Origin of the sequence: Nonomuraea montanisoli (assembly GCF_013363975.1) — a bacterium.
Classification (GTDB): Bacteria; Actinomycetota; Actinomycetes; order Streptosporangiales; family Streptosporangiaceae; genus Nonomuraea; species Nonomuraea montanisoli.
The window spans coordinates 189676-204803 of the sequence record NZ_JABWGN010000014.1 but is presented as its reverse complement, the minus strand read 5'-3'; the positions used below and the strand labels follow the sequence as shown (position 1 = coordinate 204803).

Genomic DNA, 15128 nt, shown 5'->3' with positions numbered 1-15128 from the left:
TCAAAACGGTACAACCGGCGATGCCGGGACCGGGCGAGAAGCCGGAAAGATCCGCTTGCAGACCGAGGGAAACCGACCGCCGGGCGGGCGGTCAGGCGGAGCGGGGCCTGAGCAGGTCCTCGACGAGGGTGTCCACCAGCTCGTGGGGGATGCTCGACCCCGTCAGCGCGCGATAGACGATCGGGCCGACGAGAGCGTCGATCGTGTCGTCGGGGCCGAGCCGGGGCGAGACCTCCCCGGCGTCGATCGCCCGCGCGATCAGGTCGCGTTCCTGCTCGCGGCGTGGGCCGAGGTAGCGCTGGTGAAAGCTCGCGGCCGTGGCCGGATCGTGCTGGGCCTCGGCGATGAGGGCGAGCAGGACCTTGCCGGCGGGGTCGTCGCCGAGGAAGCGCGCGAAGCCGCGCAGGTAGTCGCGGATGGTCTCGGCCGTGGGGTGCTCCGTGGGGACGGAAAGGCGCTTGTCGCTGTCCTCGATGAGCGTGTCGAGCAGGATCTCGACCTTCGAGGGCCACCAGCGGTAGATCGTCTGCTTGGCGACCCCGGCGCGGCGCGCGATCGCCTCGATGGTCAGAGCGCCGAAGCCGTGCTCCACGAGCAGGTCGTCCGCGGCGTGGAGCACGGCCAGCCGTGCGGCCTCGTCGCGTCGGTTGCCGGAGTGCGCCCTGCGGGGCTGGGAGTTCACGGCGGGCATGCGAGACACCTTACCCGTCGGCGGCGCGGCCCTGTAGTCTAGACGCAACGTCTCGCCTAGACGTGACGTTGCGTCTAGATAAATCCCCCGTCGCGAAGGAGCGCACGTGTCCGCCACCACCAACCGCCGAGCCCTCGTCATCGGAGCCTCACGAGGGCTGGGTCTCGTTCTCGCCGGCGAGCTCGCCCGACGCGACTGGCACGTCATCGCCACGACGCGCCGGAACGGCGGCGAGCTGCAGGCCGAGGCCGACGCCTCGAACGGACGGCTGACGATCGAATCGCTGGAGATGACGAGCCCGGACGAACTGGCCGCTCTGCGCGAGCGCCTGGCCGGCCGCCGGCTCGATCTGCTCTTCGTCAACGCGGCGATCGACCGGGGCGACCTGCCCATCCACGAGGTCCCGACCGACATGTTCACCGAGGTGATGATCACCAACGCGTTGAGCCCGTTGCGCGCCCTGGAGGCCCTCCGCGCACTCGTCGCGCCCGGCGGCACCGTCGCCGTCATGTCCTCCGAGCAGGGCAGCATCGCGGGCAACACCGAGCCCGGCTACGAGCTCTACAAGGCCAGCAAGGCCGCGCTCAACCAGCTCATGCGCAGTTACGCCACCCGCCACGCCGGCGACGGCCAGACCAAGCTGCTCATCGACCCCGGCCACAACCGGACCCGGCTCGGCGGGCCCGACGCCCCCCTCGCCCCCGAGGAGAGCATCCCGGCCGTCGTCGACGTTCTCGAGGCGCAGGCAGGCGCCCCCGGCCTGCAGTTCCTGGACCGCGACGGCGAGATCGTCCCGTGGTAGCGCTCCGGGTCGCGGCGCGCGCCCCGCCCCCGCCCCGCGGACTCAGCTGACCCGCGGACTCAGCTGACCCGCGTCGACTCGCGCAGCACCAGGCTGCACGGCACCGTCAGCACCCCCCGCGCCCGCGGCGCCCCGCCGATCGCCTCCAGCAGGTGCTCCGCGGCGATCCGCCCGATCTCGCCCAGGTTCATGTCCACGGTCGTCAGCGGCGGGCGGCAGCCCTCGACCATGGGCTCCCAGTTGTCGAAGCCCACCACCGCCACGTCGTCCGGGATGCGCCGCCCGCGCTCGCGCAGCGTCTCCGACACCCCCCGGGCGATCTGGTCGCTCCCGCAGAAGACGGCCTCCACGTCCGGGTGGGCCCGCAGCAGGATGTCGGCGCCCTGCCGCCCCCACTCCTCGGTCCACTCCCCGAACAGCGGCTCCCCGGCCGGGCCCGTGCCCGCCTCGGCCAGCGCGTCCGTCAGGCCCTCGGCGCGCCGCCGGGCCGCCTCGAAGCGCTCCGGGCCCGTGACGTGGCCGATGCGGGCGCGGCCGGTGGCGAGCAGGTGGCGGGCGGCGAGCGCCCCGCCGCCCCGGTCGTCGGGGATGACCGAGAAGTCGTCGTCGCTCGCCGACTGGGTCATCGCGTAGACCACCGGCACCGGCAGGCCGGCGCCGATGCTGGGGCGCGGCTCGGTGCGGCGGCCGGTGACGATGATGCCCTCCACGCGCCTGGCCAGCAGCCGCTCGACGTAGTGCTGCTCCCGGATCGGGTCGTCGCGCGTGTCGCACATGAACACCGAGATCTGCCCGGCGCCGAGCGCGTCCTCCGCGCCCAGCATGACCGGGATGCTGAAGCGGCCGAAGCTGTCGCCGGTCACCAGGCCCACCGTGTACGTACGGCCCTGGAGCAGCCCCTGCGCCAGGGGATTCGGGCGGAAGCCGAGGCGCTCGGCCGCGGCGGTCACCCGGGCCCGGGTCTCCTCGCGCAGCTTGCCGCGGCCGTTGAGCGCCTTGGAGGCCGTGCCGATCGAGACGCCGGCGGCCGCGGCGACCTCGCGGATGGTGACGACGTGCGCCTGTTCAGAGGACAAACCTTTTCCTTTCCGCCCTCTCCACTATAGAGCTCTTGACGCTGACCTCGTGCTGGATCTACGTTCAGCGAAGGAAAACCTATTCCTTATTTTCCTTCGCGGCGAGTGACGGCCCCGAAGGCAGCGCGTGAGGAGCTTCATGGTCAACCCGTCCCAGGTCGTCGGCCCCGCCGTGCCCACCCAGGGTGCCAAGGCCGTGTGGCGCCCGCTGGGCGTCCGCGACGTCGACATCACCGGCGGGCCGATGGGCCGCTGGCAGCGGATCAACCGCGAGGCCAGCATCCCCCTCGGCCTGGAGCAGATGGAGCGCGCGGGCAGCGTGCCGAACCTGCGGCTGGCGGCCGGCGAGGCCGAAGGCGAGTACCAGGGCTACCGGTTCCAGGACTCGGACCTGTACAAGCAGCTGGAGGCGGTGGCCTGGGAGCACGCCCGGCGGCCCGGACCCGGCTACCCCGAGTTCATCGCCGAGTCGGCGGCCCTGCTCGGCCGGGCCCAGCGGGCCGACGGCTACCTCAACTCCCACTACCAGGTGGTCAAGCCCGGCAAGATCTACGCCGAGCTGGAGTACAGCCACGAGATGTACTGCGCCGGCCACCTGTTCCAGGCCGCGGTGGCCGGGGCCCGGGCCGGCGCCGGCGAGCGGCTGACCGCGGTGGCGCGCCGGCTCGCCGACCACCTGGTCGAGGTGTTCCTGACCGGCGGTGACGACGGCATCGACGGGCACGCCGAGGTCGAGACGGCCCTGGTCGAGCTCTACCGGGTCACCGGCGAGCGGTCCTACCTCGACCTCGCGGCCAAGCTCATCGACAACCGCGGCAAGGGCCTCATCAAGGACAGCGGCATGGGCCCCCTGTACGCCCAGGACCACCTGCCGGTCCGGGAGGCCGACACCCCGGTCGGCCACGCCGTACGCCAGCTCTACCTGGAGGCCGGCGTCGTGGACGTCTACCTGGAGACCGGCGACGAGTCGCTGCTGGAGTGCTCGGTCCGCCGCTGGGAGGACATGGTCGCCACCAAGATGTACCTCACCGGCGGCGTCGGCTCCCGCCACGACGGCGAGGCGTTCGGCGAGCGCCACGAGCTGCCGCCGGACCGCGCCTACAACGAGAGCTGCGCCGCGATCGCGAGCATCCACTGGAACTGGCGGCTGCTGCTGGCCACCGGCCACGGCCGTTACGCCGACCTGATCGAACGCGTCCTCTACAACGCCTTCGCGGCCTCCACCTCGGCCGACGGCGTGCGCTTCTTCTACGTCAACCCGCTCCAGCGCCGCGACGACACCGTCGAGGACGCCTACCTGGGGCGGCGGCGGGAGTGGTTCGCCTGCGCCTGCTGCCCGCCCAACATCATGCGGACGGTCTCCTCGCTCGGTCACTACGTCGCCACGACGGCCGACCGGGCGCTGCACGTCCACCAGTACGTCCCGGGCGCGATCCGCTCGGGCGGCCTCGACCTCGCCGTCGCCACCGGCTACCCCTGGGACGGCAAGGTCGTCCTCACCGTCGACCGGGCCCCCGGCGGCCCCTGGTCGCTGGCGCTGCGGATCCCCGCCTGGAGCGCCGGCACCGCCACCCTGACCGTCGGCGGCGAGAGCGTCGCGGCCGAGCCGGACGAGCGCGGCTACGCCGTCGTCACCCGCGAGTGGCGCGCTGGCGACACGGTCGAGCTCGGCCTCGACCTGACCCCCCGCCTCACCTACCCCAACCGGCGGATCGACGCCCTGCGCGGCACGGCCGCCGTCGAGCGCGGCCCGCTCGTCTACTGCTTCGAGCAGGCCGACCAGCAGGCCGACGTGGACGACCTGATCCTCGACCCGCGCGCCGAGCTGCGTGTGATCGACAAGGAGGACGTGCCGGGCCTCGGCCGGACCGTCCTCGTCGAGGCCGGCGCGTACGCCGCCGAGCCGCCCGCCACCGGCCTGCCCTACGGCAGCGCACCCCCCACCCCAGACCCCGGCGGCGCCCGCCTCACCGCCACGGCCGTCCCCTACTACCAGTGGGACAACCGCGGCGCGGGCGCGATGCGGGTCTGGCTCCCCCTCGCGTAAGGAACCACCCATGAAACGACGTGACCTGTTCAGGATCGGCGGGCTCGCCGCCCTCGGCGCCGCGGCGGCGGCCTGCGGGGGCGGCGGTGGAGGCGGCGGCTCGAAGGGGAGCACCCAGCTCCAGTTCATGTACTGGGGCTCCACCTTCGAGAAGGCGGCCGTGGAGAAGATGCTGCGGCAGTATGAGCAGAAGAACGCCGGCGTCAAGGTCAAGCCGCTGTTCACGCCCGACGAGTACGACGTCAAGCTCAACACCCTGGTGGCCAGTGGCCGGGTCCCGGACGTCGGCTACGTACCCATGAGCATGTCCTACCGGCTGGCCGAGCAGGGCACGCTGGTCAACCTGTTCCCGTACGTGAAGAAGTATCCGCAGCTCGCGGGCTGCCTGCCGGACGCGTACCTGTGGTACGGGCACGACAAGCTGCACGGCCTGGCCACCGCCAACGAGGTCATGCTCCTCTGGTACGCCAAGGACGCCCTGTCGGAGGCCGGCGTCGCCCCGCCGCCCGCCGACGCCGCCTCGGCCTGGACCTGGGACCAGCTCGTCCAGAACGCCTACAAGCTCACCGTCGACCAGAACGGCAAGCACCCGGACGAGTCGGGCTTCGACCCCCAGCAGATCCGGCAGTTCGGCATCTCCAGCAGCATCACCTACGGCGCCGCCTGGTACGGCTTCCTGCGCAGCAACGGCGGCGACTTCGCCGACGAGTCCGGCAAGCGCTGCCTGCTGGACATCCCCGAGGCGATCAAGGTGTTCCAGAACCTCCAGGACCTCATCTACAAGCACCGGGTCATGCCCGGCCCCGGCCAGCTCGCCGCCACCGGCGACGACGTGCCCGGCACGAACGTCCTGCTCAAGACCAAGCGGGTGGCCATGGTCGTCGACGGCCACTGGTCGCTGCTCGACATGAACCAGAGCAAGGTCGGCTACGGGATCGGCGTGCTGCCCACATACGGCGAGCCGTTCACCACGACCCAGGTGGCGGGCGCGTCGGCGGTGTTCGCCGGGAGCAAGCACGTGGAGGAGGCGGTCGAGCTGTTCGCCTTCCACAACGACCCCCGGTACGTGGACCTGTTCCAGCAGGGCCTGTGGATGCCGCAGGAGAAGAAGTACTACGAGGACCAGGCGTCGGTGGACGCGTGGACCAAGAACGCGGCGCACCCGCCGGAGTTCCGCACGGCGGTCGTCGACTACACCCGTCAGCACGGCGTCCCCGACCTGCGTAACCGGGTCAAGAACATGTCGGCCATCTCCAGCGACGTGCTGACGCCGGCGCTGCAGGAGATCGAGTCGGGCAAGCGGCCGGCGGCGGACGTGCTCAAGGAGGCCACCCCGAAGATCACCGCGATGCTGCAGGGCTGGCAGCACACGCAGGCGATCTAGGATGCGCAGGTTCGAGGCGCGCTGGGGCATCCTCATGGCGCTGCCCGCCATCCTCGGGTTCGTCATCTTCACGGTCGGCCCGATGATCGCGTCGTTCTTCTTCAGCCTGACCGACTGGCAGGTGGGCGGGCATCCCACGTTCGTGGGGCTGGACAACTACGCGGCGCTGGCCGACGACGAGCTGTTCTGGAAGTCGCTGTCGGCCACCACCTACTACACGCTCGGCGCGGTGCCGCTCACGCTGATCGTCAGCTTCGCCGTCGCCATGCTGCTCAACCAGAAGGTCCGCGGCCTGGCCCTGTGGCGCACGATCTTCTACCTGCCGACGCTGGTCCCGGCCATCGCGAACGTGGTGCTCTGGATCTGGATCTTCAACCCGGACTTCGGGCTGCTCAACTCGCTGCTGCGCCAGGCCGGGCTGCCGACCTCGCAGTGGGTCTACAGCGAGGAGATGGCCGTCCCGTCGCTGATCATCATGAGCACGTGGGGCTTCGGCAACACCATGGTGATCTTCCTGGCCGGGCTCCAGGGCGTGCCCCGCCACCTGTACGAGGCCGTCTCGATCGACGGCGGCGGCCCGTGGCGGCGCTTCTGGCACGTGACGCTGCCCATGATGACGCCGACCATCTTCTACAACCTCGTGGTCGGGGTCGTCGGGACCTTCCAGGTCTTCACCCAGGCGTACGTCATGACCGAGGGCGGCCCCAACCAGGCCACGCTCTTCTACGTCTACTACATCTTCCGCAAGGCCTTCACCGAGAGCGAGATGGGCTACGCCAGCGCCCTCGCCTGGGTCCTGTTCATGATCATCATGGTGGTGACGTTCCTCATGTTCCGCAACGCCCGCCGCTGGGTCCACTACGAGATGGCGGGCGCCCGATGACCGCCCTCGCCACGCCGGAGCGGACGCGCCCGCGAGGCGTGGCGCCGACCGCCGGGCTGCGCCGGCCGCGCCGGTACGGCAGGGTCCTGGTGTACGCGGCGCTGCTGCTCGGCGCGATCCCGACGATCCTGCCGTTCGTGTGGCTGGTGCGCAGCGCGCTCATGACCGACACGCAGATGTTCGTCGCCCCGCCGGAGTGGATCCCGGACCCCTTCCAGTGGTCCAACTTCGGCGAGGCGCTCACCGCCCAGCCGTTCGGCCTCTACCTGCTCAACACGGTCATCATCGCGGTCGTCTGCGTGCTCGGCACGGTGTTCACCTGCTCGGTGGCCGCCTTCAGCTTCGCCCGGCTGCGCTGGAAGGGCCGCAACGTGGTCTTCGCGCTGCTGCTCACCGGCGTGATGCTGCCGTACGCCGTGACGATCATCCCGACGTTCGTCATGTGGCAGGAGCTGGGGGCGATCGACACGTTCGTCCCGCTCACCGTGCCGGCCTGGTTCGCCGGGGCGGGCGGCGGCGTGTTCAACGTGTTCCTGCTGCGGCAGTTCTTCCTGACCATCCCGTTCGAGCTGGACGAGGCCGCCTACATCGACGGCGCCTCGCCGTGGCGGGTCTACTGGACGGTCGTCATGCCGCTGTCCAGGCCGGCGATCGTCGTCGTCACGATCTTCACGTTCATCGGCACCTGGAACGACTTCCTGGGGCCGCTGCTCTACCTGCAGGACGAGTCGAAGTACACGCTCTCGCTCGGGCTCGCCTCGTTCCAGAGCGTGTTCATCACGCAGTGGGGCTACCTGATGGCCGCCTCGGCGGCCGTCATCGCCCCGATCGTCGCGCTCTTCTTCTTCCTGCAGCGCTACTTCATCGAAGGAGTCACGCTCACCGGCATCAAGAACTGAGAAGAGGACACCTCTCATGAAGCGATCAGCCGCCACGCTCGTCCTGCTCCTCGCCTCCATCCTCGTCCCCCTCGGCACGGGCGTGCTCCCCGCGCACGCCCTGTCGGCGGCCCAGGTCGTCGACATGTTCGGCCGGGTCGTCAACGACTACGGCGTCAAGCTGGTGGACTGGCAGGGCTACCTGGCCAACCCGTACGTCGAGCTGACCGTCAAGCCCCCGCAGGACGCCCGCTTCCCGGTCACGATCGACCTCAGGGCCGAGGGCACCTCCCGGCTGATGATGGACCTGCCCAGCCGGCTCACCGCCACCGGCGCCACCAAGACGCTGACCTTCGCGAGCGCGGGGGACCAGAAGACGGTCAAGCTGGCGATCCACTCCAGGCGCGGGCCCGGCGCCGACGAGCTGCACACCCTGCGGCTGTCGGTCCGCGACGCCGCCGGGGCCACGTTCCAGCAGACCATGCCGATCATGGTCCAGCAGGACGAGAAGACCGCGCTGGAGCCGTCGATCCCGATCACCTTCGACTACCGCCACGACACGGTCACCGGCTACTTCTCCGACCCGGCCTTCCGGACGGCGGCGGAGGAGGCGGTCAAGGACTGGTTCCGGTTCTTCGACATGCAGCCGTTCGACACCGTGGCGGCCGGCGCCGAGAACAACCACCTGCCGGGCAACGACTGGCAGAACACCGTCAACGTCACCAACGCCTCCGCCTACAACGGCATGTACGTGTTCTTCCGCGGCATCCAGAGCCCGTACTCCACCGGATATCCCGCGGCCAACGGCAAGTACAGCACCCGGAACGGCCAGCAGGTCGCCGGTCCGCTCCACCGCTCCACCGCGATGATCTTCGAGTACGACGAGGCCGGGAAGCGGCTGTTCACCTCCCTGGCCGACGAGGACTGGTACAAGACCGACATCGCGGGCTCCGTGCTCGACGTCCACGGCCTGGTCATGCACGAGTACGGTCACGCCGTCGCCTTCCACAGCGACTGGGCCGGCATGCGCTCCTACGTCTCGGGCGGCGGCAACGACCCGGACGTCGTGGAGTACATGGGCTACCCGGTGCCGCTCGACAGCAGCTACCACATCCCCGGCGACCAGAAGTACTGGGACCGGATCAGCGGCCAGAACGGCGGCTGGACCCACCTCTTCCCGACCCGCCGGTGGATGATGACCAAGCTCTCGCTGCTGGTCGCCGAGAACGCCGGGTGGAAGCTCAACCGCACCCTCACCCCGTTCCTCAAGCCGTCGATCGTCACCACGTCCGTGCCGCAGGCCACGCCCGGCCAGGCGTACCGGCAGACGCTGGCCGCCAAGGGCGGCGTCCCGTTCTACGACTGGCAGGTCACCTCGGGCTCGCTGCCGCCGGGCCTGACGCTCGACCGCTTCACCGGCGCGATCAGCGGCACGCCCACCACGGCCGGCACGTACGGCTTCACCGTGCGCCTGCGCGACTACGACAAGCTGAGCACCCCCGTCACCAAGACCTTCCAGCTCACGGTCGGCGGGGGCGGCGGCACCCCGACCAACCTGGCCAGGAGCGCGACCCCGTCGGCCTCCTCCACCTCGCCCTGGGAGAGCGTCGCGGCCGTCAACGACGGGATCGACCCGCCGCGCTCCAACGACACCGCCAACCCGCGCTGGGGGACCTGGCCCGAGACCGGCCGGCAGTGGGCCGAGCTGACGTGGCCGTCCGCGCAGACGATCAGCTCCGCCGACGTGTACTTCTTCGACGACGCCGACGGGGTGCGCCTGCCGGCCTCCTGGAAGCTCCAGCAGTGGAACGGCTCGACGTACGTGGACATCCCGGGCACGTACCCCGTCGCGGCGGACGCCTACAACCACGTGACCTTCACCGGCGTGAGCACGACCCGGCTGCGGGTGGTGCTCCAGAGCGGACAGGGCTCGGTCGGCCTGCTGGAAGTCAAGGCATACCCCTGAGAAAGGACTCCATGAGGAAGACCGCCATCGTCGCCGCGGTGGCCGGGCTGCTGGGCGCACTCGCTGTGCCGGATCCCGGCATCGCTGCTGCCTCTGTGCCCAGCCCCGGCCTCGCGGCCCGGCAGGCCGCTCCCGGCCTCGACGTGTTCGACATCTTCTACCGCAACGTCGCCACCTACGGCGTGCAACTCGTGGACTGGCAGGGCTACCTGGCCAACCCGTACGTCGAGCTGACCGTGCGGGCGCCCAAGGTCCCCGGCATCGCCTACCCGCTGACCGTGGACCTCAAGGCCGAGGGCACCTCGCGGCTGATGTTCAACATGCCGAGCGAGCTGACCCCGACCGGGGCGACCAAGAGCTTCACCCTCACCGGTCCCGCCGACCGCGAGGTGGTGCGGCTGTCCATCCACTCCAAGCAGGGCGCCGGCCAGGACGAGCTGCACAAGTGGATCATGAAGACGACCGACGCGACCGGCGCGACGGTCACCCGGACCATGCCCATCCGGGTCCAGCAGGACGAGAAGAAGAAGCTGGAACCCACCATCCCGATCGACTTCGACTACCGCTACGACACCATCACCACGTACTTCTCCGACCCCGGCGTGCGCAGGGCCGCGGAGACGGCCGTGCGCGACTGGTTCGCCTTCTTCGACCTCAAGCCGTTCGACACCGTCCCGGCCGGGGACGAGGTCACGCGGCTGCCGGGCGACGACTGGCAGAACGAGGTCGAGGCGAGCAACGCCAAGCCGTACAACGGGATGTACGTGTTCTTCCGCGGCATCCAGACGCCCTACTCGACCGGCTTCCCGACGATCAACGGCAAGTTCCACACCCAGAACGGCAAGCCCACGCCGTACCACCGCTCGACCAGCATGATCCTGGAGTACGACGAGCAGCTCATGAAGCTGTTCACCGCCCTGGGCGACGAGGACTGGTACAAGACCGACCTGGGCTCGGTCATCGACGTCCAGGGGCTGGTCATGCACGAGTACGGCCACGCGGTCGCCTTCCACAGCGACTGGGAGGGCATGGCGAAGTACATGGAGAGCAGGGGCCGCGACGACCAGGACGTCATCGACTACCAGGGCTACCCGGTCCCGCTCGACTCCAGCTACCACGTGCCCGGCGACGACCCGTACTGGGACCGGATCAGCGGCCAGAGCGGCGGCTGGCGGCACGTCTTCCCGACCAGGAGGTGGGAGCTGACCAAGCTGTCGCTGCTCATCGCCGAGAACGCCGGGTGGAAGCTCAACCGCAGGCTGACGCCGTTCCTCAAGCCGTCCATCGAGACGGGCTCGCTCGGCCGGGCGAGCGCCGGCGAGCCCTACCGGCAGCGGCTGGCGGCCAAGGGCGGCGTGCCGTTCTACGACTGGCAGGTGACGGGCGGGGAGCTGCCCGAGGGCGTCACGCTCGACCGGTTCACCGGCGTGCTCGCCGGCACCCCGGCCAAGGCGGGCACGTACACCGTCACCATCCAGCTCAGGGACTACGACAAGCTCAGCACCCCGGTCACGAAGGAGTACAAGCTCACCGTCGGCTAACAAGCTGACATTCCACCTGACCAGATCACATTTCATGACATGGCGGGTCTTGTTATGGCAGGGCCCCTTGCAAAGCGGACACGATCTCTTCACCCTCGACCCGTAGGCGTAAAGATCAGCTCTACCCCGGCGGGGGCCCGCCCCCGCCGGGCGTGAAGGAGAGCGTGTGCCGAACACCCCCCGCCGGCGAGCGATCCTGACCGGGATCATCGCCGTCCTCACCCTCATCCTGCCGCTCGGCGCCGCCGCGCCCGCGGCGAGCGCGGCCGCCGGACCCGGCGCCGACAAGATCAGCCCCGCCGTCCGGTCCGACCTCGACGCGGACGGCAAGTCCACCTTCTGGGTACGCCTCAAGGGCGCGGCCGACCTCAGCGCCGCCCGCAGGGCCAGGACCAAGGAGGCCAAGGCCGAGCAGGTCTTCGAGGCCAAGACCGAGCAGGCCGCCGCCTCCCAGGCCGGCCTGCGCAAGCTCCTCGACGCCCAGGACGCCGACTACACCCCGTACTGGATCGTCAACGCCGTCCGCGTCACCGCCGGGCCCAAGCTGGCCGCCGAGATCGCCCAGTTGCCCGAGGTCACCGGCATCGAGCCGGTCCGCACGCTCGCCCTCCCCAAGCCCGACCCCGGCAAGGCCGAGGCGCGCGTCAAGGCCGTCGAGTGGAACATCGACCGCGTCGGCGCCCCGCGCGTGTGGAGCGAGCTGGGTGACCGCGGCGAGGGCATCGTCGTCGCCCACATCGACTCCGGCGCCCAGTTCGACCATCCCGAGCTGGCCGCCGCCTACCGGGGACGCAACCCCGACGGCAGCTACACCCACGACTACAACTGGTTCGACCCGGCCCACGTCTGCCCGACCGCCGCGCCGTGCGACAACAACGGCCACGGCACGCACACGATGGGCACCATGGTCGGCGCCAACGGCATCGGCGTCGCCCCCGGCGCCCGGTGGATCGCCGCCAAGGGCTGTGAGACCAACACCTGCACCGACGCCTCCCTGCTCGCCGCCGGGCAGTGGGTCCTCGCCCCCACCGACCTGGGCGGCCGGAACCCGCGGCCCGACCTCGCGCCCGACATCGTCAACAACTCCTGGGGCGGCGCCGGCTTCGACCCCTGGTACAAGGAGACCGTCGACGCGTGGGTGGCGGCCGGCATCTTCCCGGCCTTCGCCAACGGCAACGAGGGCCCGGCCTGCCGTACCAGCGGCTCGCCCGGCCAGTACGTGAGCAGCTACAGCGCCGGCGGCTTCGACGTCAACGGCACCCTCTACGCCCGCTCCAGCAAGGGCGAGGGCGAGAACGGCGAGATCAAGCCGAACATCGCCGCCCCCGCCGTGAACGTGCGCTCCTCCGTGCCCGGCGGCGGCTACGACTCCTACACCGGCACCTCCATGGCCTCGCCGCACGTCGCGGCCACCGTGGCGCTCCTCTGGTCGGCCGCGCCCGCCCTCCAGGGCGACGTGGCGGCGACCCGGCCGCTGCTCGACTCCACGGCGATCGACGTCAACGACACCTCCTGCGGCGGCACCGCCGCCGACAACAACGTCTGGGGCGAGGGCCGGCTCGACGCCTACGCCGCCGTCCAGGCCGCGCCCCGCGACGGCGTCGGCGACCTGGCCGGCACCGTGACTTCCACCACGGGGACCTCCACCACGGGGACCTCCACCACGGGGACCTCCACCACGGGGACCTCCGGTGGCGGCCCCGTGGCCGGCGCCACCGTCACCCTCACCGGCCCGGTCACCCGCACCGTCGTGACCGGCCAGGACGGCACGTACGCGGTGCCGCGCCTGCTGCCCGGCGACTACCGGATCACCGCCGAGAAGTTCGGCTACGACAAGGGCACCGGGACCGCCACCGTCGTCGCCGGCCAGAGCGCCAGGGCCGACGTCACCATGGCCCAGCACCCCCAGGCCGTCCTGTCCGGCACGGTCACCGCGGCCGGCACGCCGGAGGCCGGGGCCACGGTCGAGGCGACCGGAACCCCTGTCAGGACCGTCACCGACGCCGCCGGCCGCTACCGGCTCACGCTGCCGCACGGCGACTACACCATCACGGTCACGCCCTCCTCCCGCTGCTCCCGCGGCACGTCGGTGGGGATCGTCCTGACCGGCGACACCGTCAAGGACATCGAGCTGGGGCTGCGCGGCGACGGCTTCGGCTACACCTGTCGCACCGGCGCCGAGCCGTACGTCGCGGGCACCGACAAGCTCGCCCTCACCGGCGACGACGACGCCCAGCAGGTGACGCTGCCCTTCCCGGTCCCGTTCTACGGCACGGGGCAGGCCAAGGCGTGGATCGCCACCAACGGCATGGCCACCTTCGCCGCCGACAAGGTCACCAGCGGCGGCAACGGCCGGCTGCCCACCACCGGCACGCCCAACAACGCCGTCTACCCGTACTGGGACGACCTGGTCGTGGACGCGAGCGCCGGCGTCTACACCGGCGTCACCGGCACGGCGCCGCACCGCCAGTTCGTGATCGAGTGGCGCAACGTCCGCTACTACAACGACGCCGCGCAGCGCATCTCCTTCGCCGCGCTGCTCGGCGAGGACGGCACCGTCAGCTACCGGTACAAGGACGTCGACAGCCAGCGCGACCAGGGCACCAGCGCCACCGTCGGCATCGAGAACGCCACCGGCGCCGACGGCATGCTCTACTCCTTCGAGGAGCCCGCGCTCACCAACGGCCAGAGCCTCACCTTCGCCGCCAGCCGGCACGGCCTGGTCAGCGGCGTCGTCACCGACGCCAACGACGGCGACCCGCTGCCCGGCGCCACGGTGAAGATCGGCGACGTGGCCACCCTCACCACCGGCCCCGACGGCGCCTTCTCCGGCCAGGTGCTCGCCGGCGACTACCAGGTCGAGGTGTCCAAGGAGAACTACGGCACCTTCAGCAAGCCCGTCACCATCGCCCCGGGCACGATCACCCGGATCGACACGGCCCTGGTCACCGGCCGGGTCAGCTCGTCCATCGGCGAGATCACCCTGGTGATGCCGGCCGAGGCCAGCCGGACGCGCACGTTCGAGCTGACCAACCTCGGCTCGCCCACCGCCTACACCGTCACCGCCGACCCGGCGCAGAGCTGGCTCGCCGTCACGCCCACGGCCGGCGACCTGGCCAAGGACCAGCGGGTCATGCTCAAGGTCACGGCCTCCAGCACCGGGGTCCAGCCCGGCACGCTCCGCTCGGGCAAGCTGGTGATCAGATCGGCCAGCGGGCGGCAGCCCGTCATCGAGGTCAAGGTGACGGTCGTCGTGCCGAAGTACCAGGTCGCGGTGGACGCGGGCGCGAGCAAGGGCCTGGTCGACGCCGCCGGCGACTCCTGGACGGCCGACCGCAAGTACACCCAGGGCGACCACGGCTGGGTCGCCACCTCCAACCGCACCGCCTCCACCTCGAAGACCATCAAGGGCACCGACGACCAGACGCTGTTCCGCACCGCCCGCGAGGGCGTGCTGGAGTACCGCTTCGACGGCGTGCCCGCCGGCACCTACACCGTCGAGCTGGACTTCGCCGACACCAGATCCACGGGCATCGGCAAGCGCGTCTTCGACGTGCTGGTCGAGGGGCAGCTCGCCATCCCGGCCCTCGACCTCGCGCTGGAGGCCGGCACGTACACGGCCGTGGCCAGGCAGTACACGGTGAAGGTCACCGACGGCCAGCTCAACGTCCGCTTCGCCACCCGCGAGGGCAGCACGATCGTCAACGCCGTCCGCGTCTCCGAGCGGCCGGACAAGGCGACCCCATGACGCGTCCAGGGGAGGTCACCTCCTGACGCGTCCGGGGGAGGTCACCTCCTGACGCGCCGGGCGCGACTCGCCCCGCCGATGCGGGGCGAGTCGTGACCCGGGGCGGATCCTT

General features: G+C 70.9%; 10 protein-coding genes. 8 read left to right on the top strand and 2 right to left on the bottom strand.

The window, feature by feature from the left end; translation table 11 throughout:
• Positions 1-91 precede the first annotated feature (91 nt).
• Positions 92-691, bottom strand: coding sequence for a TetR/AcrR family transcriptional regulator (locus tag HTZ77_RS33270; protein ID WP_175593685.1), 600 nt, complete (start codon positions 689-691; stop codon positions 92-94).
• A 106-nt stretch (positions 692-797) separates the two neighbouring features.
• Here HTZ77_RS33270 and HTZ77_RS33265 point away from each other — a divergent pair, with 106 nt between their 5' ends.
• Entirely contained in the window at positions 798-1493 is a 696-nt protein-coding gene (locus tag HTZ77_RS33265; protein ID WP_175593684.1) for an SDR family NAD(P)-dependent oxidoreductase, read from the top strand.
• Between the two features lie 59 nt (positions 1494-1552).
• Here the strand turns inward: HTZ77_RS33265 and HTZ77_RS33260 are convergent, their stop codons facing one another.
• The gene (locus HTZ77_RS33260) at positions 1553-2569 is read right to left on the bottom strand and encodes a LacI family DNA-binding transcriptional regulator (RefSeq protein ID WP_175593683.1); all 1017 of its coding nucleotides are present in this window, start codon (positions 2567-2569) and stop codon (positions 1553-1555) included.
• 139 nt (positions 2570-2708) lie between these two features.
• Between HTZ77_RS33260 and HTZ77_RS33255 the strand changes: the two genes are divergently transcribed.
• From HTZ77_RS33255 to HTZ77_RS33220, 7 genes are all read left to right on the top strand, one after another.
• The gene (locus tag HTZ77_RS33255) at positions 2709-4616 is read left to right on the top strand and encodes a glycoside hydrolase family 127 protein (protein ID WP_175593682.1); all 1908 of its coding nucleotides are present in this window, start codon (positions 2709-2711) and stop codon (positions 4614-4616) included.
• A 10-nt stretch (positions 4617-4626) separates the two neighbouring features.
• Positions 4627-6000: an extracellular solute-binding protein gene (locus HTZ77_RS33250; protein WP_175593681.1), complete on the top strand. Its 1374-nt coding sequence runs from the start codon at positions 4627-4629 to the stop codon at positions 5998-6000.
• Position 6001: 1 nt separating this feature from the next.
• Positions 6002-6883, top strand: a complete 882-nt coding sequence (locus HTZ77_RS33245) for a carbohydrate ABC transporter permease (RefSeq protein WP_175593680.1) — start codon at positions 6002-6004, stop codon at positions 6881-6883.
• Positions 6880-7782, top strand: a complete 903-nt coding sequence (locus HTZ77_RS33240; protein ID WP_175593679.1) for a carbohydrate ABC transporter permease — start codon at positions 6880-6882, stop codon at positions 7780-7782. Before HTZ77_RS33245 ends, HTZ77_RS33240 begins: the two co-directional genes overlap by 4 nt.
• A gap of 16 nt (positions 7783-7798) precedes the next feature.
• The gene (locus HTZ77_RS33235) at positions 7799-9727 is read left to right on the top strand and encodes an Ig domain-containing protein (RefSeq protein ID WP_205304184.1); all 1929 of its coding nucleotides are present in this window, start codon (positions 7799-7801) and stop codon (positions 9725-9727) included.
• Positions 9728-9738: 11 nt separating this feature from the next.
• Positions 9739-11268 carry an Ig domain-containing protein gene (locus HTZ77_RS33225; RefSeq protein WP_175593678.1) on the top strand — a complete coding sequence of 510 codons (1530 nt, stop codon included), beginning with the start codon at positions 9739-9741 and terminating at the stop codon, positions 11266-11268.
• A gap of 166 nt (positions 11269-11434) precedes the next feature.
• On the top strand, positions 11435-15016 hold the full coding sequence (locus tag HTZ77_RS33220) for a S8 family serine peptidase (protein ID WP_175593677.1): 3582 nt from the start codon (positions 11435-11437) through the stop codon (positions 15014-15016).
• The last annotated feature ends 112 nt before the right edge of the window (positions 15017-15128 follow it).